Consider the following 20,634-nt stretch of genomic DNA (forward strand, 5'->3'; position numbering starts at 1 on the left):
ATCCTTTTTCATACAAAAATTCAACACATTAAATAGTATTCCTTTTTATATTTTTAAAAATATGATATAATCTATCAATGATATGAGTTGCAAAGGAAAAATTTTTGAATAGAATGATAATAATACGTTCTTTGGTAATAATAGATATATAATGAAAAAAACATTGTATTAGGAGGTAGATTTATGTTTTCTTTTGATATAAAAGAACACAGATTCAATCATGTACATTTTATAGGAATCGGAGGCATAAGCATGAGCGGATTAGCCGAAATTCTTCTTATGGAAGGTTATAAAGTTTCGGGTTCTGATATGAAAAATTCTTTAATACTTAATAAGTTAAAAACTCAGGGAGCAGATATCTTTCTCGGACACAGGGCTGAAAATATCAACAATGCCAATTTGGTGATATATACGGATGCCATATCAAAGGATAATCCAGAACTTTTAGAATCAAAAAAAAGAGCTATACCAACTATAGACAGAGGTAACTTTTTAGGAATGATTATGAAAAACTATAAACATTCCATTGCCGTTTCGGGAACTCACGGAAAGACTACTACTACCAGCATGCTGTCCACCATATTTAAAAATTCTACTTTAGATCCCACCATACTTTTAGGTGGTGAGTTAGATGATATCGGAGGAAATGTTTTGATGGGCGGTAAAGATCTTTTGCTTACTGAAGCCTGTGAATATAAGGGAAATATTCTTAAATATCGACCCACCATGGCAATTATATTAAATATGGAAGAAGATCATTTGGATTATTTCAGAAATATTGATCATATCGTAAACACATTTTCGGAATATGCGGCAAATATCAAAAAAGACGGCTATTTAATTATAAACTTAGATGACAAACATTCAAAAAAGGTAATAAATACTTCTCATTGTAATATAATAACCTTCGGTATTAATAACCAGAGTGATTATGTTGCCGAAAATATTTCCTATGCTCAGGACGGATATCCTAAGTTTATCTTAAATGTTAAAGGTAAAAAACATTATACTGTGGAATTAAACGTTATGGGAGTACACAATATATACAATGCTTTAGCAAGTATCGCCGCTGCTTCCATCTGCAATGTACCTATGGAAGATATAATTCATTCCATTAAAGAATACAGAGGAACCCATAGAAGGTTGGAAACAAAGGGGTATTCTAATAATATTAAAATTGTAGATGACTATGCTCATCATCCTACAGAGATTAAAGCATCTTTAGCTGCATTAAAAAGAACTAAACCTAAAAACTTATGGTGTATATTTCAACCTCATACATATTCAAGAACAAAGCTTCTTTTAAATGAGTTCTCTGAATCTTTCTATGATGCTGATAAAATTATAATAACAGATATATATGCTGCAAGAGAAAAGGATACGGGAATCATTCACGCAAAAGATCTTGTGGCTTTATTGCAAAAAAAAGGAGTCGATGCTATTTATATGAGTTCTTTCGAATCAATTAAAAATTATCTTCTTGAAAATGCAGTTCCGGAAGATTTAATAGTGACAATGGGAGCAGGAAACATATATCAAATAGGGGATATGCTATTAGAGGAAAACAGGAAAAAAGCAATTTAAAAATTTTGTGTAACAAAAGAAGCTTTTATTTACTAAAAGCTTCTTTTGTTACACCATATATTTTTTCCAACATTTCTTTTGTAGCTTCTTCATCTTGAATAAAATATGAAAGAGTTTTACCGTTTACTTCTTTATAATCTCCCGTTCCAGCCAAGGTATTAAAAGTAAAATCTTCCGTTTTCATTTTAAAAACGATTTTGCCTATTGTAACAGCTTCCTTTAAAGGAATATCAGTTTTTACATAATCAAAACATGCTTTGATTACAAATGGAAGTTTATAACTTAAGGATTTATTTATAAATGATTTCATAAATTCTTGTTGAGCTTTTATTCTGCCTATATCTCCATTTTTATAGCCTGATTTTCCTCCGTTTCCCTTTCTGTATCTTAAAAATTGAATCGCCTTTTTCCCATCTAAAATTTGTTTTCCTTGTGATATATTTATGTTTAGAGGTGGCTCTGCAGTCGGGTCCTTATACTTCATCGGAAATGGAACTGTTACTTCTACGCCACCTACAGAATCTACTATCTTTTCCACTCCGGCATAATCAACCATTATATAATAATCGACCGGTATTCCGGCAAGAACGTATTCCACTGCCTTTTTAACTCCGTCAGTACCGTGCTGTCCATATACGCAATTGATTTTTCTTTCCTCCGCTTTATCATATCCTTTTCTATGAAGATAAGTATCTCTCGGTATAGAAATTAAGTCCACATTATTTTGTTCCGGATCAATTGAAATAAATACTATAGTATCTGATCTTACATCCTCCATCCCCAATAATATTATATTTATTCTATCACTGTTTTTAACTCCTATTTCTAAAGAGTTGATATTCTCTTTCTGAACATTTTCTTCATTTTCATTTTCTGCTTCCCGGTTTTTTTTATTATCATTTTCATCTTGCTTACGATCAATAATATTTTTCTCTCCAATTTTTGTATTAATCCCCTTTTCCTGAATACTAACATATGATCCAAAAAGAAACGCCAACAAAAAACAACTCAGAGAAAGAAAAAAAATTTTTAAAAAATCTTTCATATATGTCACCCTATCCCAATAATTTACCTCACCCAACATAAAAAACTTATATGAAAGACCCATTTAAACTTAACTTTACATGGAAAAAGCAAATTTTTTATAACCCATAGGAAAATTCCATTTTTATTAATTTAGGTTTTTTGTAATGGGTTTCAAAAAGGTTTCCTAAATTTATTAATATTTTTATTAAAGCCTTTTTTATAATAATAGTCTGCACTCAGTTCAATTGTTTTAATCAAACCTTTTTATTTGTATAAATGCAAAAAATTCCTTAGCTTTAAAAGCTGAGGAATTTTTTGCATTTATTGTTTATATTAATTATTTTGTGTAGTCAAAGAAACCTTTACCGGTTTTTCTTCCCAACAATCCACCTCTTACCATCTTTCTCAAAAGAGGATGAGCCCTGTACTTGCTGTCTTCAAACTCATTATACAGCACATCCATGATCGCCAAACAAACATCCAATCCTATTAAATCTCCTAATGCCAAAGGTCCTATAGGATGATTTGCACCGAGTTTCATAGCTTCATCTATATCTTCGGCACTGGCAACTCCGTCGGCCAATATTCCTATGGCTTCATTTATCATAGGAATAAGTATCCTATTAACAACAAATCCCGGGGCTTCTTCTACTTCTACGGGAGTTTTCCCAAGCTTTCCTGCGAATTCAAATACTTCATCTCTTGTTGCTGACGAGGTTGAAATTCCTTTTATTACTTCAACAAGTTTCATAACCGGTACAGGATTAAAGAAATGCATTCCTATAACTTTATCAGGTCTTTTTGTAGCACTTGCAATGTCGGTTATAGACAAAGATGAAGTGTTTGTAGCAAGTATTGCTTCTTTCTTACATACTTCATCGAGTACCTTAAAAGTATCTTTTTTAAGAGACATATCTTCAGAGAGTGCTTCGATTACAAGATCGCAATCCTTTAAATCTTCATACTTCGTTATAATATCTATTTTCCCCAATATTTTATTTTTATCTTCTTCTGATAATTTTCCTTTTTGAACTTTCCTATTCAAATTTTTATCAACTATTTTTAAACTTCCTCTTGGTGAGTTGGTATCAATATTTCTTACCCACACCATCACATCATAATCATTTTCAGCTAATACTTGAATAATTCCGGAAGCCATAGTACCTCTTCCTAAAACTCCTACTCTTTTCATAAAAACACCTCCAAAATTTATCTTAATTTATAGTTTGGCTTACGTTTTTCTAAAAACGCTTCCATTCCTTCTTTTTGATCTTCTGTAGAAAAACAAATCCCAAATAGGTCTTTTTCTATAGCTATTCCAGTTTCAATATCCGTTTCTATTCCTCTGTTGATGGAAGTTTTTGCTAATCTGACTGCTATCTGTCCATTGGAATCAATTTTTTTTGCCAAGGAAATAACTTCATCCATTAATGATTCAAGAGGAACGACTTTATTTACCAATCCGATTTCATATGCTTCCTGAGCATTAATCATATTTGCCGTGTATATAATCTCTTTAGCTTTTCCTAACCCTACTAATCTTGCAAGTCTTTGAGTCCCAGAAAATCCCGGTATAATTCCCAATCCTACTTCAGGCTGCCCAAATTTAGCTTTATCGGAAGCAATCCTTATATCACAAGACATAGATAACTCACAGCCTCCTCCTAAAGCAAACCCATTTACTGCCGCGATAACAGGCTTTTCCAGCAATTCTATTTTTCTAAATACTTTGGATCCAGTTTTGGCAAATTCTCTGGCTCTTGCCGTATCCATGTCCTTCATTTCGGCAATATCTGCTCCTGCCACAAAAGCTCTTCCCTCACCTGTTATAATAATAATATGTACTTCATTATCTTCTTCAATTAAATCTATGGCTCTATCCAATTCTTTTAATAACTCTGTGTTCAAAGCATTCAGAGCTTTCGGCCTATTAATAGACAATATCCCAATATTATCCGATTTTTTAAATAATAAATTATTAAAATTCATATAATCCCCCCCAACACAATATAAACATTCTGTTTGTTTATATTTTATCAAATAACAAATAATAAATCAATATTATTCTGATAAAAAACTCAAATTAAATTGTTAATTTATATTCAAATTCATAAAATATTATTATATATTATGTTTCCCCATTACCCTTTTTTATAACTATATTACTATTCTTGCGGAAATTACCTTGAAGTTTATATTATAATTAAAATTATAAATTGATTTAGCATTAATTATAAAAATTGTAATTATTTTATTTACTAAATTTGGCAATTTTTTATCAAAAAATTATCAATTTATAGCAACACAAACTTTATTTTATAATGTAGCGTTAAAAAAATTTTTTTGGGTAATACATCTAATAATTAATACTAAAGGGGTGGTTCAATGCTGGATTTTATTATAAGAAGACATAGTATAAGAAAGTTCAAAGATGAAAATATTCCCGATAAAGATTTAATTGAGATAATTAAAGCCGCAACTTTGGCTCCTTCAGGCAAGAATTCTCAAAATTGGCATTTCATTGTGATTAAAAATAGAAATAAACTAAATGAAATAGCAGATATAGTTAAAAATAAAGAATTAAAATTATCGCAATACATTAAAGACGGAATCGAAAAAAATAAATTTATATCGTCTATAGATAATCATATATTCTTTAAAGATGCGCCGATAACAGTATTTGTATATGCCGGCCCTTACCCTGACAACAGGAAAAAAATCCTTAAAAATGCTAAAGTGGCAAAAGAAGAAATTGAGGAATACATAAATGTAGAGCCCAGAATTCAAAATATAGGTGCAGCTATGGAAAATTTACTTCTTGCAGCAGCTAATCTGGGATATGGAGGATGTTGGATGACAGGACCTATGTTGGCTAAAAAGGAAATAGAAGAATATATTGGGTTTCATAAAGACGGCTATAGCTTGGTATGTATGGCTCCTTTAGGAGTTCCTTCAGAAAATGAAATAATAAGTTCTACAAGAAAACCAATAGAAGAAATATTAACAATAATAGACTAATCAATTGATTAGTCTATTTTCTCAACAATTCAAACATATTCTTTTTATATTTTTCAACGCCGGGCTGGTCAAAAGGATTAACTCCTAAAAGGTATCCGCTTACCGCACAGGATTTTTGAAAAAAATACATAAGTTTTCCTAAAAAATACTCGTCAATTTTGGGCATATTAATGATTAAATTTGGTACTCCGCCGTCTACATGGGCCTTAAGAGTTCCTTCAAAAGCTTTTTTATTTACAAAATCCATACTTTTCCCAGCCAAAAAGTTTAAGTTATCTAAGTCTTTCTCATCCTTCCGGATAACTATATCCTCTCTCGGGCTAATTACATTCAAAACAGTTTCAAACATATTTCTTCTCCCATCCTGAACCAATTGGCCCATTGAATGTAGATCAGTTGTCAGGCTCAAAGAAGAAGGATATATACCTCTTCCGTCTTTTCCTTCGCTTTCTCCAAATAATTGTTTCCACCACTCTTGAAGATAAAACAGCCTTGGTTCATAAGAAACCAATATCTCTATTTCTTTTCCCTTCCTATATAAAATATTTCTGATAGCTCCATATATATAGGAAATATTTTCTTTTATTATATCCGAGGAATATTCCATTACTCCTGATTGAGCTCCTTCCATTAACTTATCAATATCTATTCCGGCTACCGCTATAGGAAAAATTCCTACAGGAGTAAATACCGAATATCTGCCTCCGATATCGTTAGGAATAGTAAATCTGTTATACCCTTCCTCCTCAGCTATTTGGCTAAGAACACCTTTTTCTTTGTCCGTAGTTATATATATTCTCTCCTTAGAATTCTTCCTTCCGTATTTTCTTTCCATATATTCCTTAAATATTCTGAAAGCAATAGCCGGTTCTAAAGTAGTTCCTGACTTGGATATAACGTTGATAGATATATCTTTTCCTTCCAATACATCCATTAATTCCTTTAAATAAGTGCCACTAATGTTATTGCCTACAAAATATATCTCAATATTATTTTTCTTTACTACCATATTATCATAAAAGGAATGGCTTATACTCTCTACCACTGCTCTTGAGCCTAAATATGATCCCCCTATTCCGATAACTATAAAGGCTTCCGAATTGCTTCTCACCTTTTCCGCTGACTCCTTAATCATCTCAAATTCTTTTCTGTCATACTCGTTAGGATAATTCAACCATCCTACATTTTGATCCTTGCCTTCATATAATATACGATGAACTGTTTTCAACTGAGGTTCTAATCTTAATATTTCCTCATCAGAAACAAATCCATTGGCATAATCTAAAATAATATCTTTCATAATATATCCTCCTATTAATGATCACTTTTCTACCTTCATTAACACCAATGCAAAATCATCTTTTTGATCTCCATACATATACGAATTAGCTTTGTTTTCTATGTTTTTTATAGGGCTTTCGGGAGCCTCTTTAACTGCTTCTATTATTCTTTTCTCTCCGAATTCTTCTTTATTTTTATTTCTTACTTCTAATATTCCATCTGTATAAAAAAGTATTCTATCTCCATTTTTCAGTTGAACCATATTCTCATTATAATGTATTTCATCAAATAAGTAAGAAATTGGATATCCTTTCATCTTCAGCAATTCCACATTATTATCATCAAATAATATGGGAATACAATTATGTCCGCCATTTGCGTATTTAAATGTATCGGTAGAACAATTAAAGATGCCATAGAATATTGTAAGATATTTTTCATCATCTAAGTTTAAATCTATAAATCTTTTATGAAGTTCCGTTAAGGTTTTAGAAGGACTGAGTATATCATCTTTTATTGCTCTCATGGTCTGTCTTATAAACATGGTCATCATTGACGCGGTAATCCCGTGGCCAGCCACATCACTTATATATATGCCTATATTGTCCTTGTCTATATAAAAAACATCAAACATATCTCCGCTGAGCATTTCACATGGCTTGTATAAATAGTTGATTTTAATATTATTATAGGAGCCCTTTCTGGGAAGAATTTTTTCTTGAAGAATCTTTGCAAATGTAATATCTTTGTTGAGTTTTTTAGTCTTTTCCCTCAACTCCTTCTCTAATTTTCTTTCTCTTGTGACATCCCTAAACACTTCCACCGCGGCATATATGTTACCATCGGAATCTGATACAGGTGAACTCTTAACAGAAAAAATACGATCTCCGACATTTTCTTCTTTTTGTATAATTTCCCCTGTTGCGATACTTCTTTCAGTAATGCAAAAACTACAGGGCCTAATTTTACCAAGAGCTTCATAACATTTTTTCCCTACAATTTCTGTTCCCAGAGCACCTTTCATGGTCTTATTTGCATATATAATTGTCCCATTTCTGTCTATAACTCTGACCCAGTCCGCCATTCCCTCAAGAACGTGATAATTAAGCATATTGAAATTTTTTATTTGGTCTTCAAAATAACTAACTTTGTTCTTTTCCAACATAGCTATCACCCATATTTTAGAAATTTTTTTGCTCGCCTTCATAATAACACACTATACAATAAAATACAAAACAATTTAATATTAATCTTGAGTGTTCTGTAAAATATCATGATAAATATTGATTATCTCTTCCCTATATATCTCATCTGCATCTATAGAACCCCATCCTAATTGATTCTGAAATATGCCATCATAAACCTGATCATGATAACTCCTTAAAACATGAGGAATATTTTTTTCTGACAATATTTCATCCAGTAACATGGCTTCAACTTCATTGTTAAGAATCAAAATCTTTTTTATTTTTCCCATTAAACTATCTCCTTTTAAAAAAGCATTCACCTCAATTGAAATGAATGCTTTAATTCACCTTACTTTATAGAAGAATTATAGATTACATTTAAATAATCGGGATTAAATATATCCTTTTTTACAAATCCCTTTTCTTTATTGTCATATTTAAAATCAGACAACTTAAATGTAGCAGAGCCCGTCTGAAGGGTAGCTATATGATAATCATCTTTAGATGTAAACACCCAAAATTCCAATGCTCCCAATTGTATATAATCATCAAATAAAACAAATTCTCCATCTTCATCTTTTATAATGAGAAACCATTTCTGACCATCATCCCATGCTATTTCTCCATTATCATACCTTTGAGCTGTAGTATACATCTCTATACTTTCATCTTCTCCGTCTCTATCCAGATCAACTTTTTTACTGTCTAAGAGAGTCAAATCGGAAGTATCAAGTTTGTCTCCGGAAAGATGTACATATTCTAATTTTTCTTCCTGTTCAGTCTTTTCATTTTCCTCTTTCAATGCTTTATCATATATCGTTTCTCTCAGAGATTCATTTAATTGAGCTTTAATTAAAGTCTTATTCTTTGAATCATCTTGAGAATAAGTCATATAATAATATTTATCCTTCTTCAAACCATCCCATAGCTTTTTATTTTTTACATAGATCGTAATTTCTTTTAACTCACTTTCTTTATCTTCTCCCAATATTTGAAGGATAATTGAATGACTATCACCCTCCTCATCTTTGCTTAAAAGAAGTCCCGAAGTAATAAAAGTATTACTATTAATATTATTGGAGGATTGAAAAATATAAAAAACAACTATTACTATTGCCAAAATCAGTATACCCACTATATTTTTAATCTTATTATTCATTCTCTCACCCTTCCTTAATTTTATAGCCTATAGGAAAGTTCCATTTTTCTCAATATAATTTGAAATAAGTTTCAAAAAGGCTTCTCTGATTTATTAATGCTTCTATAGAAGTCTTTTTTATATATTATCATGTCTTGTATACAATTTCAACCTATAAATTTAAAAACCTCACTTACTATTTAATTATATCATAAATCTAATTATAATTTTTTTATTAGCAATTATTGCTTTATATTATTTCATTTTTTGTCGATTTAATGTACAATAGATATTGTATTGTAAAATTATTATATTTAAGGGGGGTTTATTATGGAAAGCAAAACTACAAAGGAAAACACAAAAAATAAAGATAACAATCTATCTAAAATTAAAATAGGACTTATAACACATTTAGTAATTAACTTACTTATAAGTACCTTAATATCAAATGGATTATACGTCTTATTAGCAGAACATATGAATGTTAGTCCTAATTTTATAATGTTAATTTTTTCATTTGTAAACATAATTATTTTCTTATTAATAACCTATTTCTCAATTAGCCGTTGGCTTGTAAAGTTCTTCAAAGCTATCGAACCGGTTATTGAAGAAATCTCTAGAGGCAACTTAAACGAAATAAGTTTATTCAACGGTAAAAATAAATTCAGTGGAATCACGGATTCATTAAGCAAGGCTAATTCAAATATAAAAAATATGATTACAGGAATAACACAGAATTCTGAGGTATTATCTAAAAACGCCAAAGATCTGTCTGATATTGTCGAAGATACTACTCAGGCAGTGGAACAAATCGCTTCCAGTGTTAACGATATAGCCTCCGGTTCAGAAGATACATCAAAAAATATTACTGAATTAAGCGAAGCCATATCCAATCTTACTACTCTTTCACAAAATACAGAAAAAAATACTCAATTGGCTACGGACCTTTCAGCTTCCATGGCCAAATCAGCAGAAAAAGGTAGCAAAGATATGGAAAAGATAATCGATAAGGTAAGTTTAATTGATTCTTCTACCAAAAATACTTCAGGAATAATCGAAAATCTTAATGAACAAATTAAAAACATTGAAAATATAGTAGTAATCATAAACCAAATAGCAGAACAAACGAATCTTCTTGCATTAAATGCGGCAATTGAAGCAGCAAGAGCAGGAGAATCAGGAAAGGGATTTGCTGTAGTGGCAGATGAAATAAGAAAACTTGCCGACGAAACCCATACATATTCAGATGAGATATCCAAAATTACAAATTCCGTTACAGGAAGCAGTAAAAGTGCTGTAGACAGCATTGAAAAGGTAAGCGGAATAGTTAATGAAAGTGTAGAAGTCGCTGATTTAACTAAAGCTTCTTTTGAAGAATTGGTGGAAAAATTCGATAAGATCAATCTTTCAATAGTCGAAATTGCGGAAGCTTCTAAAGAGGTAAGAAATAATAGCGAATATATCCTTGAAAGAGCTACGGAAATATCCGCTATATCAGAAGAAACTACTGCAGCATCTCAAACCAGTTCGGAAGCAATAGATAAAAATCTTGCAGCCATGGAGGAAATCACCTCTTCCATTGAAAGCTTATCGGAAATTGCAGATAAACTAAATAAAATGGTAGAAAAATTTAATGTATAAAATCTACTTTTATTTCTTCTTCTTCAAAATATCTTGCTATGGAATAGAGTAAATCAGATAATCTGTTTAAATATTTCACAACATTTGAATCTATTTCAGCATTTTTTTGAAGAGAAATTGTTCTTCTTTCGGCTCTTCTGGCAACTGTTCTTGATACATGAAAATATGAAGATGCTTGTCCGGCCCCAGGTAATACAAAACCTGTGGGCTTTTTTACCTTTGCCATATACTTATCTATATTTTTTTCAAGATAGTCTATATCCTCATCTTTTATTCTATGAGGAACCTTTGTTTGATCTTCTGTGGCAAGATTGGCTGCAACAATAAAAAGTTTATTCTGAATATGATTTATTAATTCATATGTATCCTTATCGTCTTTTATATAATTTTTAGCAAGACCCAAAAATGATACCAGCTCATCTACAGTGCCATAACTTTCAACTCTTATATCATCTTTTGATACTCTCTTATTGTCAAAAAGACTTGTCTGCCCTTTATCCCCGGTTTTCGTGTATATCTTCACAAATAATTCCTCCTTCATTTTAATTTCTCTTTTTTGGTCTTGGACCATAAAACTGATAATAATTCACTTTAATTTTTCCATTAAATAATTTTCTTCTCCTATCAGCTCTCCTTCCGTATATTTTTTCAAACTCCTCGTTAGATGTAAGAAAATAAAGAGACCATGTATCCAAAAAACTGAAAACTTCACCCATTTTTCTGTATAAATCCTCTACTTTTTCTTTCTCTCCCATTCTCTCTCCATAGGGAGGATTTGATATGATAACTCCGTATTTTTTCTTGGAGCTTAGTTGCAATGCATCCTTTGTTTCATAGGTAATACAGTCGTCCACTCCCATCTCATACGTATTCTCTCTTGCAATTTTAACAGCTTCTTTATCAATATCATACCCAAAAATTTTCAGTTCTCTCTCCTGTATAATAGATTTCCTTGCAAAAATCTTTTCTTCTTTCCAATATTCTTCTTTTATTTTTTGCCAATCTTCTGCCGCAAAACTTCTCTGTATTCCCGGAGCGATATTTTTCCCTATCATAGCAGCTTCAATGGGAATAGTGCCGGAACCGCAAAATGGATCAATAAGTATTCTCTCCGGACTCCAATAACTTAGTTGAATCATAGCCGCAGCAATTGTTTCCTTTACAGGTGCATTGACATGCATTTTTCTGTATCCTCTCATATGAAGGGCTTCCCCTGAAGTATCAATGGATAGAGTTGCCACATCTTTTAAAATCGAAACCAATATTGTAAATTTAGCTCCTGTTTCTTTAAACCATTCAGTTTTATATTTTGTTTTTAATTTTTCTACAACTGCTTTTTTAACTATGGCTTGGCAATCTGAAATGCTGAATAGCTTAGAATCCACGGATTTTCCGTTTACGGTAAACTCCCCGTCTTCATCTATCCATTCTTCCCAAGGAAGTGCTTTAGTTTTTTCGAACAATTCATCAAAGGTTAAAGCCTTAAATTCCCCCATTTTTAAGAATACCCTATCGGCAGTTCTAAGCCAGATATTTGTCTTTGCAATATCTTTTTCTTCACCTTTAAATGTTACCTTTCCATTTTCAACTTTTAAATCCGTATATCCTAATTTTAAAAGCTCCCTTTTAACTAATGATTCCAAACCAAAAGTCGAGGTCGCAATAAGTTCTATTTGTCCCATTTTATCCTCCCAATAATTAATTACCTTAATATTATACACCAAAACTAAATTAAATACTTTTTAAATGAGTACTTTTTAAAATCCTTGGGTATATAATGTTATAGGTTAAATTCTATATGACGAATATAGAAAACAAAAAACAATAGGGAGGGTCTTTAATATATGAAAAATATAGGAGAAACAATTCAAAGCGGAGATTGGAAGGGTGAAAAACATGTGCCTGTAATTCATGCCCCTGAAAAAGTTAAAAAAGGAGAAGCATTTGAAATAAAAGCAATAGTAGGAGAAAAAATACCTCACCCGAATACTTTGGAACATCACATTTGTTGGATAAAAATATTCTTTCAGCCTAAAGATGCAAAATTCCCAATAGAAATCGGAAATTCTGAATTCAGTGCTCACGGAGAAAGCGAAATATACAATGAGCCTTCCGTTTCTCTGACTACAAAAATTGATAAATCCGGTACAATTCATGCGTTAAGCTATTGTAATATTCACGGTCTATGGGAAAATAGCATAGAAATTTCCGTAGAATAGTGAGGTAAAAGATGAGGCTGTTAAAAAGAAGCTTCATCTTTTTTTATAATAATCTATCTCCTTGTTCTGGTATCCTTGACTAAAAGTTATTTATATTATATATTTTAATTGTAGTTAAATTTAATATTTAGGTAAAGGTACAAAGATTTATATTTCTTTGTTTAAAAGGGAAACAAGTAAAAGTCTTGTACGGTCCCGCCACTGTGAAGGTGAGAATTTTAAAATATGCCACTGAGAAATTGGGAAGGCTTAAAATTCTATGAACCTAAGTCAGGATACCTGCCTTTGCTAATGCACTAAAAACTCTACGGTAGATAGGGAGTGTTTCAGAATAGAATTATTATGTAAATACATAATGTTATTTTGCTTGTCACAGTTCCTGAAACCGCCGAGTTCAGGAACTTTTTTATTGCCCAAAATCATGAGGAGGTTAAAAGAGTGATAGAAGATAGAATAAAAGATATTGAGCTAAGAAAAAAAATAACTACAGCTGAAAACGCTGCACTATTTATTAAAAATGGTATGACAATTGCTACAAGTGGCTTTACTCCTTCAGGATATCCAAAAGCTACACCATTAGCACTTAGTAAAAGAATTAAAAACAATAACGAAAATATAAAAATTACATTAATTACAGGAGCTTCCGTCGGAGATGAATTGGACGGTGAATTAGCCAGAAATAATATTACAAAAAAAAGAATTCCCTATCAAACAAATGATAGCTGTAGAAAAGCTATAAACAATGGAGACATTCAATTTTGTGATGTTCATTTAAGCCTATTGCCTCAATACATTAATTATAATTATTTGGAAGATATAGATATCGGAATCGTAGAAGCATCTGAAATTACCGAAAACGGATGTATGATACCAACTACCTCTGTAGGTATAACACCAACTATAGTAAAAAAAGCTAAAAAATTAATAATAGAAATAAATACAAGTCAACCAATAGATCTAAGAGGAATACACGACATATATACTTTACCAAATCCCCCAAAAAGAACGCCTATACCTATACTAAACTGCAAAGATAGAATCGGTACAAATTATATCCAAATAGATAAAAATAAGATAATCGCCATAGTTTTCACGGATATAAGAGATGATGTTAAAAAATTAGCAGAACCAAATAAAGACAGTAATTTAATGGCGGAAATTTTTTTGGAATTTTTAGACCATGAAATCAAAGCAGGCAGAATTCCAAGAAAATTATTGCCCTTTCAATCCGGGGTTGGTTCAGTATCAAATTCAATACTAAATGGATTCTCTCGTTCAAAGTATGATAAGCTTCAATTTTATTCAGAGGTAATACAGGATTCAATGTTGGACTTAATAGATATAGGAAAAGTACAAATAGCGTCCGGAACTGCTATTTCCCCTTCTCCGGAAGGATTAAATAAATTTTATGATGATATTAAAAGATATAAATCGAAGATAATATTAAGACCACAAGAGATTAGCAATAACCCGGAAATAATCCGAAGACTCGGGGTCATAGCAATGAATACGGCAATAGAAGTAGATATATACGGTAATGTAAATTCCTCTAATATAATGGGTGGAAATCTCATGAATGGGATAGGAGGCTCAGGGGATTTTGCCAGAAATGCCTATCTATCAGTATTCTTTACAAAGTCCACAGCTAAAAATGAAACTATTTCCACCGTAGTACCTCTTGTATCTCATGTCGATCACACCGAACATGATGTCAACATAATTATTACTGAGCAAGGAATAGCGGATTTGAGAGGTTTAAGTCCAAAGGAAAGAGCTATAAGCATAATAAACAATTGTGCTAATCCTATTTATAAGGATTTACTTTCGGATTATTTGAAAGAAGCTATGAAGAGTAAAAAGAACATACCTATATTACTAAATAGGGCTTTTAAATGTTTTGAATCATTAGAAAAAACCGACACGATGAAAAGAGGCAACATAGTTTATTATGCAAATTTAATAAATAGAAAGGGTGATGACTATGAAGAAAAAAGCAAATGAATATATAAAAATTACCGTTGGAATGTCACTGGTAGCAATCGGTCTATACTTTTTTTTAATGCCAAAAAATCTATCTGTAGGCGGGGCTAATGGTTTAGCTATTGTTATAAATCATTTTATCCCGAATTTATCAATCGGACTTCTTATGATAATTATAAATATTTTTCTATTTGCAATTGGCTTTATCTTTATCGGAACTAATTTCGGTTTTAAAACCATATATGCAAGTTTTGGGGTCTCGGTTTTGGTATTATTATTTGAAAAAATTTTTCCCATGAAAAAACCATTAGCAAATGATATACTGATACAGCTTATTTTGGGTGTTATAATATCTGCAATAGGCATGGGCATAGTATTCAATCAAAATGCCTCAACAGGCGGAACAGATATTATAGCCAAAATATTAAATAGGTTCTGGGGTATAGATTTAGGTCGGGGTGTGCTCATTTCCGATCTTTCAATAACATTGGCAGCTGGCTTCGCCTATGGACTGCAAATTGGCCTGTATTCGTTATTAGGTGTGTTGCTAAATGGTTTAGTAATAGATGCAGCCATTGAAAGTATGAATATCCGTAAACAAGTTGTTATAGTAAGCAACTACAGCGAGGTAATAAACGATTATATAATAAAAAGTTTAGGGAAGGGTGCCACTTTGTATGAAGCTAAAGGAGGATTCACCGGAAGCGATAAAGAGGTTCTTGTAACTATATTAAGCAGAAAAGATTTTGTATTATTAAAAAATCTCATAAATAGTATAGATAAAAATGCCTTTATAATAGTTCACAATGTTCATGAAGTAATAGGAGAAGGATTTAAGGACATTGAAAATTTTTAACCCTTGACAAATACAATATCATTTATTATTATATAATAAATATAAGTTGAACTGTGATGGATAAAGTAGCTCTTTATAATTAAATAACAGAAAATAGGTGTCGATGAGAATCCTATAAATTATAAAGATGTGAATTACGCTCCTGAGTTATAATGAGAAATCATTACGGTTACTATCCGTTAAAATAGTCAAAGGCATATTTTTATATGCAATTAAGGTGGTACCACGGGTTTTTCTCGTCCTTTACGGATGAGAAAAACCTTTTTTAATATATTTCAAAAGAAGGAGGATTTACAAATGGAAAATAAAAATGTATTTGACATTCTCAGAGAACGAGGATATATAGAACAAGTTACCTATGAAGATGAAATCAGGGATCTTTTAGGAAAAGAATCCGTTACCTTTTATATTGGAATTGATGCAACCGGTGATAGTTTAACTTTAGGTCATTTTGTTCAGATAATGATAATGAAGCATATGCAAATGGCAGGTCATCGTCCTATAATATTGTTAGGAGGAGGAACTACCATGATAGGAGATCCCACAGGAAAAACAGACATGAGAAAGATGCTTAGTAAAGAGACTATTGAACATAATGCAAAGAGGTTTAAAGAACAGTTATCAAAATTTATAGATTTTGATAACGGCAAAGCCATTTTTGCAAACAATGCGGATTGGCTGTCAAATCTCAATTATATAGAGTTCATAAGGGAAATTGGAGTCCATTTTTCCGTAAACAAAATGCTTACAGCGGAGTGTTATAAACAAAGATTAGAAAGAGGACTTACTTTCCTTGAATTCAACTATATGATTATGCAATCCTACGACTTCTTGGAGCTATACAGAAGATACAACTGTAAACTGCAAATAGGGGGAAATGATCAATGGTCCAATATCCTCGGAGGATATGATTTGGTTAGAAAAATCGAAAACGATGTGGTATATGCTATGACCTCTAAACTTTTAACAAATTCTGAAGGTAAAAAAATGGGTAAAACAGAATCGGGTACTATTTGGCTTGATTCTGAAAAAACTTCCCCCTATGAATTTTATCAGTATCTGAGAAATATTGATGATAGAGATGTAAAGAATTGTCTATTGCTTCTTACCCTTGTTCCGATTGAAGAAATAGAAGAGCTTTGTTCTCCGGGAGGGTCAAAAATTAATAAAGCAAAAGAGATTTTAGCATTTGAAGTAACTAAAATGGTTCACGGGGAATCAGAAGCAATAAAAGCTCAGAAAGCAGCAAAATCATTGTTCGAAGGAAATGGAGAAGGGGGTTCAATTCCTACTACCGAAATAAAGAAGGAAGTATTTGAAAAAGGCATAGGTATACTTAACCTTCTCACGGAAATAGGAATTACTAAATCTAACAGTGAAGGAAGAAGAATTATAGAACAAAGAGGATTATCTATTAATGGAAGGAAGGTTGACAATTTCAATATTATATTAACATTGGATAGTTTTACCGATGGGAAAATAATGTTGAAAAAGGGGAAAAAAGTTTATCATCAAATCAAATTAATATAATATATATTATCTACCATTTTTATGAGTACTCTGTAAATTATTACAGAGTACCTTTTTTTTACTTTTATATCCATCATTCAGAAATTTATCCATATATTAAGGGTTTAAATTAAAAAAAAACAATGATATACTTTTAAACAATTTAAATAATAAAGGAAAGGGGTGAACTTGAGGATTTAAAAATTTAAAATTAATTTAAAAATTACAGGAGGCAAATTATGAAAACTAAATTTAAGAAAACTATTTTATCATTGGCAGCATCAACTTTAGTGCTTTCACCATTTAGCATTGCTCATGCAGGTAGTTCCAACTTAGTTTATTATTTACCAAATGAAAGTTGCCCACAAAAAGGATACACTATTCCTGGCTATAACAAGACTTCAAATTCTAACTCTAATTCCAATAATATATCTAATGATCAACTATATGAACAACTCGAAAAGTATATTTCAAATTACATCAATGTAACTTCATCCCAAAAACCAAGTTGTGGCATTACAATTCCAAAAACAAATAATAATTCCGGAAACAATAATAGCGGAAATCAGCAAAACAATGATGATGAACAAGATAATAACGATGAACAAAACAACGAACAAAATAATAATGACGAACAAGACAATGAACAGAATGGTAATAATGGCGGCAACCAAAATGAAAATCCGGGAACCGAAAATCCGGGTGATGAAACACCTGCACCATCTAATTCTGTAGAATCAGAAGTCGTAAGGTTGGTAAATATAGAAAGAGAAAAGGCAGGATTACAGCCTCTAACTCAAAGTTCAGAGTTATCAAATGTTGCAAGACTCAAATCTCAGGATATGGCAGACAATAATTACTTTAGTCATACTTCCCCTACATATGGCGATCCTTTCACCATGATGAAAACTTTTGGAATAAAATACAGTACCGCTGGGGAAAATATTGCAAAAGGATATTCAAGTGCTCAAACAGTAATGGATGGATGGATGAATTCATCAGGTCATAGGGCAAACATACTGAATTCAAGTTTTAACAAAATCGGAGTAGGCTATGTAAATAAAAATGGTACAACCTATTGGACACAAATGTTTACAAATTAGTTTTTACAAGAAATTTCAATGAATAAAAAAGACTCTGTGGGATATTAAATTTAATATCCACAGAGTCTTTTTTATTCATTATATATTTTATTTTTCCTTCATTATATCTATAAAATTTTTTGTAATTTTCGCAGTAATTCCCCATATAATATTTTCCTGATACTTATAAAAATAAATACTATAAATCCCTTTTCTGAAATTATATTCCTTTCCCCCTGGAATCAACTCATAAGGAAAATCTTCTTTTATTACTGCTTTTAAATCAACACGATAAGTAGAAGGTTCATTATTCATAAAAAAATCCACCGGTACAGTAAATATATGATCAACTTCATCTGAATTGTATTTCATATCATCCACACTAATTCCATTAATCGTTCCTATAAAAGGGCAAAGAAAAAAATTAAAATATGTAATAATGTAATCTAATTCTCCGATAACTTTTATGTTCTCCTTTTTTACATTTAATTCTTCACAAGTTTCTCTAATTGCAGCCTCCTTAAATGTTTCATTTTTTTCTACCGCTCCACCTGGGAAAGAAATTTCTCCGGGTTGATTTTTCAAACTCTTGGCTCTTGATTCATAAATAAGATGCCATTCTCCTTTTAAATAAATCAAAGGCAAAAATACTCCATAGTTATGCCTTATGTCCTTAGGCCGGGCTGAACGGTTATTAAACTTTTCATAAACATCATTTATATTCATATTATCCTCCATAAATAAAGCGGTGAAATCACCGCTTTGTTATAAAAGTTTTTCCCCTTCCTGCCAATCGACCGGACACATTCCACCTGTCTTCAATGCTTTAAGTACTCTCAATGTTTCATCCACACTTCTTCCTACATTTAGATCATGAATTACCGAATACCTTACTACCCCTTCAGGATCAATAATAAAGAGTCCCCTTAATGCAACTCCTTCTTCTTCAATCAATACTCCAAAATCATTCGATACCTTTTTAGTTAAATCAGAAGCTAAGGGAAAATTAATATGTCCTAAACTACCCTTAATCCATTCCTGATGAGAATATTGACTGTCAACACTTACAGCCAATAATTCTGCATCTTCTTTCTTGAAATCCTCATACCTCTTACTATATCCAGTAATCTCTGTCGGGCAGACAAAAGTAAAATCCATGGGATAGAAAAACATGACCAACCATTTTCCGGCATAATCCTTAAGATTTACCTTTTTAAATTCTTTCCCATTCCCCATGCATGCAGTCATCTCAAAATTTGGTGCCGATTTCCCTACCAATCTTTCCATATTCAAAACCTCCTATGCGAATTATATTTCTTCTAATCTAAGTTATATATTCCCATAGGGATACCATTTTAAACATCATTATCATCTGATAATTGTTATTATTTAAAGGCTATATTTTGTTATTTTGAATAAGCAAATGATATTCTTGCATCCCTCAACCGTTCGTAATTTCTAATAATTGATTTTATCTCCACTCTTCCAAAGAAGAAAAACGATATTGCTTCCCACATAAATACCCAGCCTCCAACTAAAAATCCCTGGGCAAAAGCTTCCCATATTATCAACCTTATTCTCGTCGTAAATATAAAATAAAAAAGCAGAAGAATAAAAGAAATAAATACAGAGTTAATCATCCTCTTATAATTACTATTTAGCTTTCTCTGTTCAAAATGGGCATAAAAATCATAGCATGTTTTAATTCCTTCAGTAATAATTTTTTCTTTATTTTCATCTCTGATTTCATTTGGAAGATAAAAACTGATTTCAAGGTTGAACCTTTCCGGAATATCATTAGAACATTCTTCCAAAAACTTAGTCAAATCAGGAGAAATATCTCTTCTCTTATAAGAAGAATGATCCCATTCATTAAATATTTCAACATAGCTGTTCAGGTCCACCTCTATTACATAATCGCCGGTATTGGGATTTTTCTTATATAATTTATTTATATATTCCATTCTTTCTTTTTTCACAAGTATTACCCCTATATTAAAATTATAAGAAAATTTTTTATCAAAGCATCATAAGGTAGCTTTTCTTGAAACTCATTTACGGAAAGTTCTTTTTAACATCAGTATTTATAAGCGAGAACTTTCCTATTCGTTAT

20 protein-coding genes, 1 riboswitch and 1 other annotated feature are annotated in these 20,634 nt (G+C 31.4%); of the genes, 8 read left to right on the plus strand and 12 right to left on the minus strand.

The window, feature by feature from the left end:
* Positions 1–183 precede the first annotated feature (183 nt).
* A complete protein-coding gene (gene murC / locus EQM13_RS14975) occupies positions 184–1,584 on the plus strand; it encodes a UDP-N-acetylmuramate--L-alanine ligase (protein WP_071141119.1) in 1,401 nt (466 codons plus the stop codon).
* A 25-nt stretch (positions 1,585–1,609) separates the two neighbouring features.
* Here the strand turns inward: murC and EQM13_RS14980 are convergent, their stop codons facing one another.
* The 3 genes from EQM13_RS14980 to EQM13_RS14990 all read right to left on the minus strand — a co-directional run bounded on the left by EQM13_RS14980 (position 1,610) and on the right by EQM13_RS14990 (position 4,599).
* Positions 1,610–2,629: an LCP family protein gene (locus EQM13_RS14980; protein ID WP_071141120.1), complete on the minus strand. Its 1,020-nt coding sequence runs from the start codon at positions 2,627–2,629 to the stop codon at positions 1,610–1,612.
* A 318-nt stretch (positions 2,630–2,947) separates the two neighbouring features.
* A complete protein-coding gene (locus EQM13_RS14985; protein ID WP_071141121.1) occupies positions 2,948–3,802 on the minus strand; it encodes a 3-hydroxybutyryl-CoA dehydrogenase in 855 nt (284 codons plus the stop codon).
* A gap of 17 nt (positions 3,803–3,819) precedes the next feature.
* The gene (locus tag EQM13_RS14990; protein WP_071141122.1) at positions 3,820–4,599 is read right to left on the minus strand and encodes a short-chain-enoyl-CoA hydratase; all 780 of its coding nucleotides are present in this window, start codon (positions 4,597–4,599) and stop codon (positions 3,820–3,822) included.
* A gap of 396 nt (positions 4,600–4,995) precedes the next feature.
* On the opposite strand from EQM13_RS14990, the gene EQM13_RS14995 reads away from it, so the two are divergent.
* Positions 4,996–5,628, plus strand: a complete 633-nt coding sequence (locus EQM13_RS14995; RefSeq protein WP_071141123.1) for a nitroreductase family protein — start codon at positions 4,996–4,998, stop codon at positions 5,626–5,628.
* A gap of 13 nt (positions 5,629–5,641) precedes the next feature.
* Here the strand turns inward: EQM13_RS14995 and EQM13_RS15000 are convergent, their stop codons facing one another.
* The 4 genes from EQM13_RS15000 to EQM13_RS15015 all read right to left on the minus strand — a co-directional run bounded on the left by EQM13_RS15000 (position 5,642) and on the right by EQM13_RS15015 (position 9,255).
* Entirely contained in the window at positions 5,642–6,928 is a 1,287-nt protein-coding gene (locus EQM13_RS15000) for a glucose-6-phosphate isomerase (protein ID WP_128753098.1), read from the minus strand.
* Positions 6,929–6,949: 21 nt separating this feature from the next.
* The gene (locus EQM13_RS15005; RefSeq protein WP_128753099.1) at positions 6,950–8,074 is read right to left on the minus strand and encodes a SpoIIE family protein phosphatase; all 1,125 of its coding nucleotides are present in this window, start codon (positions 8,072–8,074) and stop codon (positions 6,950–6,952) included.
* A gap of 81 nt (positions 8,075–8,155) precedes the next feature.
* Positions 8,156–8,386: a hypothetical protein gene (locus tag EQM13_RS15010; RefSeq protein ID WP_071141126.1), complete on the minus strand. Its 231-nt coding sequence runs from the start codon at positions 8,384–8,386 to the stop codon at positions 8,156–8,158.
* A 59-nt stretch (positions 8,387–8,445) separates the two neighbouring features.
* The gene (locus EQM13_RS15015; RefSeq protein WP_071141127.1) at positions 8,446–9,255 is read right to left on the minus strand and encodes a hypothetical protein; all 810 of its coding nucleotides are present in this window, start codon (positions 9,253–9,255) and stop codon (positions 8,446–8,448) included.
* Between the two features lie 309 nt (positions 9,256–9,564).
* On the opposite strand from EQM13_RS15015, the gene EQM13_RS15020 reads away from it, so the two are divergent.
* Positions 9,565–10,875, plus strand: a complete 1,311-nt coding sequence (locus tag EQM13_RS15020; RefSeq protein WP_071141128.1) for a methyl-accepting chemotaxis protein — start codon at positions 9,565–9,567, stop codon at positions 10,873–10,875.
* Here EQM13_RS15020 and EQM13_RS15025 read toward each other — a convergent pair.
* Both EQM13_RS15025 and EQM13_RS15030 read right to left on the minus strand, forming a co-directional pair.
* Positions 10,865–11,398, minus strand: coding sequence for a cob(I)yrinic acid a,c-diamide adenosyltransferase (locus EQM13_RS15025; RefSeq protein WP_071141138.1), 534 nt, complete (start codon positions 11,396–11,398; stop codon positions 10,865–10,867). The two genes, EQM13_RS15020 and EQM13_RS15025, sit on opposite strands and share 11 nt — an antisense overlap.
* Before the next feature lie 19 nt (positions 11,399–11,417).
* A complete protein-coding gene (locus EQM13_RS15030; RefSeq protein ID WP_128753100.1) occupies positions 11,418–12,557 on the minus strand; it encodes a THUMP domain-containing class I SAM-dependent RNA methyltransferase in 1,140 nt (379 codons plus the stop codon).
* Positions 12,558–12,719: 162 nt separating this feature from the next.
* Between EQM13_RS15030 and EQM13_RS15035 the strand changes: the two genes are divergently transcribed.
* From EQM13_RS15035 to EQM13_RS15055, 5 genes are all read left to right on the plus strand, one after another.
* The gene (locus EQM13_RS15035) at positions 12,720–13,094 is read left to right on the plus strand and encodes a class II SORL domain-containing protein (protein ID WP_071141130.1); all 375 of its coding nucleotides are present in this window, start codon (positions 12,720–12,722) and stop codon (positions 13,092–13,094) included.
* A 118-nt stretch (positions 13,095–13,212) separates the two neighbouring features.
* Positions 13,213–13,395, plus strand: a riboswitch (cobalamin riboswitch).
* A gap of 137 nt (positions 13,396–13,532) precedes the next feature.
* Positions 13,533–15,095 (plus strand): succinate CoA transferase, encoded by a 1,563-nt coding sequence (locus EQM13_RS15040; protein ID WP_128753101.1) that lies wholly within the window; start codon positions 13,533–13,535, stop codon positions 15,093–15,095.
* The gene (locus EQM13_RS15045) at positions 15,076–15,930 is read left to right on the plus strand and encodes a YitT family protein (RefSeq protein ID WP_071141132.1); all 855 of its coding nucleotides are present in this window, start codon (positions 15,076–15,078) and stop codon (positions 15,928–15,930) included. The genes EQM13_RS15040 and EQM13_RS15045 overlap by 20 nt, the downstream gene beginning before the upstream one ends.
* 44 nt (positions 15,931–15,974) lie before the next feature.
* Positions 15,975–16,177, plus strand: a binding site (T-box leader).
* A 50-nt stretch (positions 16,178–16,227) separates the two neighbouring features.
* Entirely contained in the window at positions 16,228–17,460 is a 1,233-nt protein-coding gene (gene tyrS / locus EQM13_RS15050) for a tyrosine--tRNA ligase (RefSeq protein ID WP_128753102.1), read from the plus strand.
* 218 nt (positions 17,461–17,678) lie between these two features.
* Positions 17,679–18,542, plus strand: coding sequence for a CAP domain-containing protein (locus tag EQM13_RS15055; RefSeq protein ID WP_071140748.1), 864 nt, complete (start codon positions 17,679–17,681; stop codon positions 18,540–18,542).
* Positions 18,543–18,629: 87 nt separating this feature from the next.
* On the opposite strand, the gene EQM13_RS15060 is transcribed toward EQM13_RS15055, so the two are convergent.
* The 3 genes from EQM13_RS15060 to EQM13_RS15070 all read right to left on the minus strand — a co-directional run bounded on the left by EQM13_RS15060 (position 18,630) and on the right by EQM13_RS15070 (position 20,500).
* Complete coding sequence (locus EQM13_RS15060; RefSeq protein WP_083381946.1) at positions 18,630–19,247, minus strand: NUDIX hydrolase; 618 nt, start codon at positions 19,245–19,247, stop codon at positions 18,630–18,632.
* Between the two features lie 39 nt (positions 19,248–19,286).
* On the minus strand, positions 19,287–19,808 hold the full coding sequence (locus EQM13_RS15065; protein ID WP_071140746.1) for a peroxiredoxin: 522 nt from the start codon (positions 19,806–19,808) through the stop codon (positions 19,287–19,289).
* Between the two features lie 119 nt (positions 19,809–19,927).
* A complete protein-coding gene (locus tag EQM13_RS15070; RefSeq protein WP_071140745.1) occupies positions 19,928–20,500 on the minus strand; it encodes a hypothetical protein in 573 nt (190 codons plus the stop codon).
* Positions 20,501–20,634 lie beyond the last annotated feature (134 nt).

The sequence above is a fragment of the Acidilutibacter cellobiosedens genome, from assembly GCF_004103715.1.
In the GTDB taxonomy this organism is placed as follows: domain Bacteria; phylum Bacillota; class Clostridia; order Tissierellales; family Acidilutibacteraceae; genus Acidilutibacter; species Acidilutibacter cellobiosedens.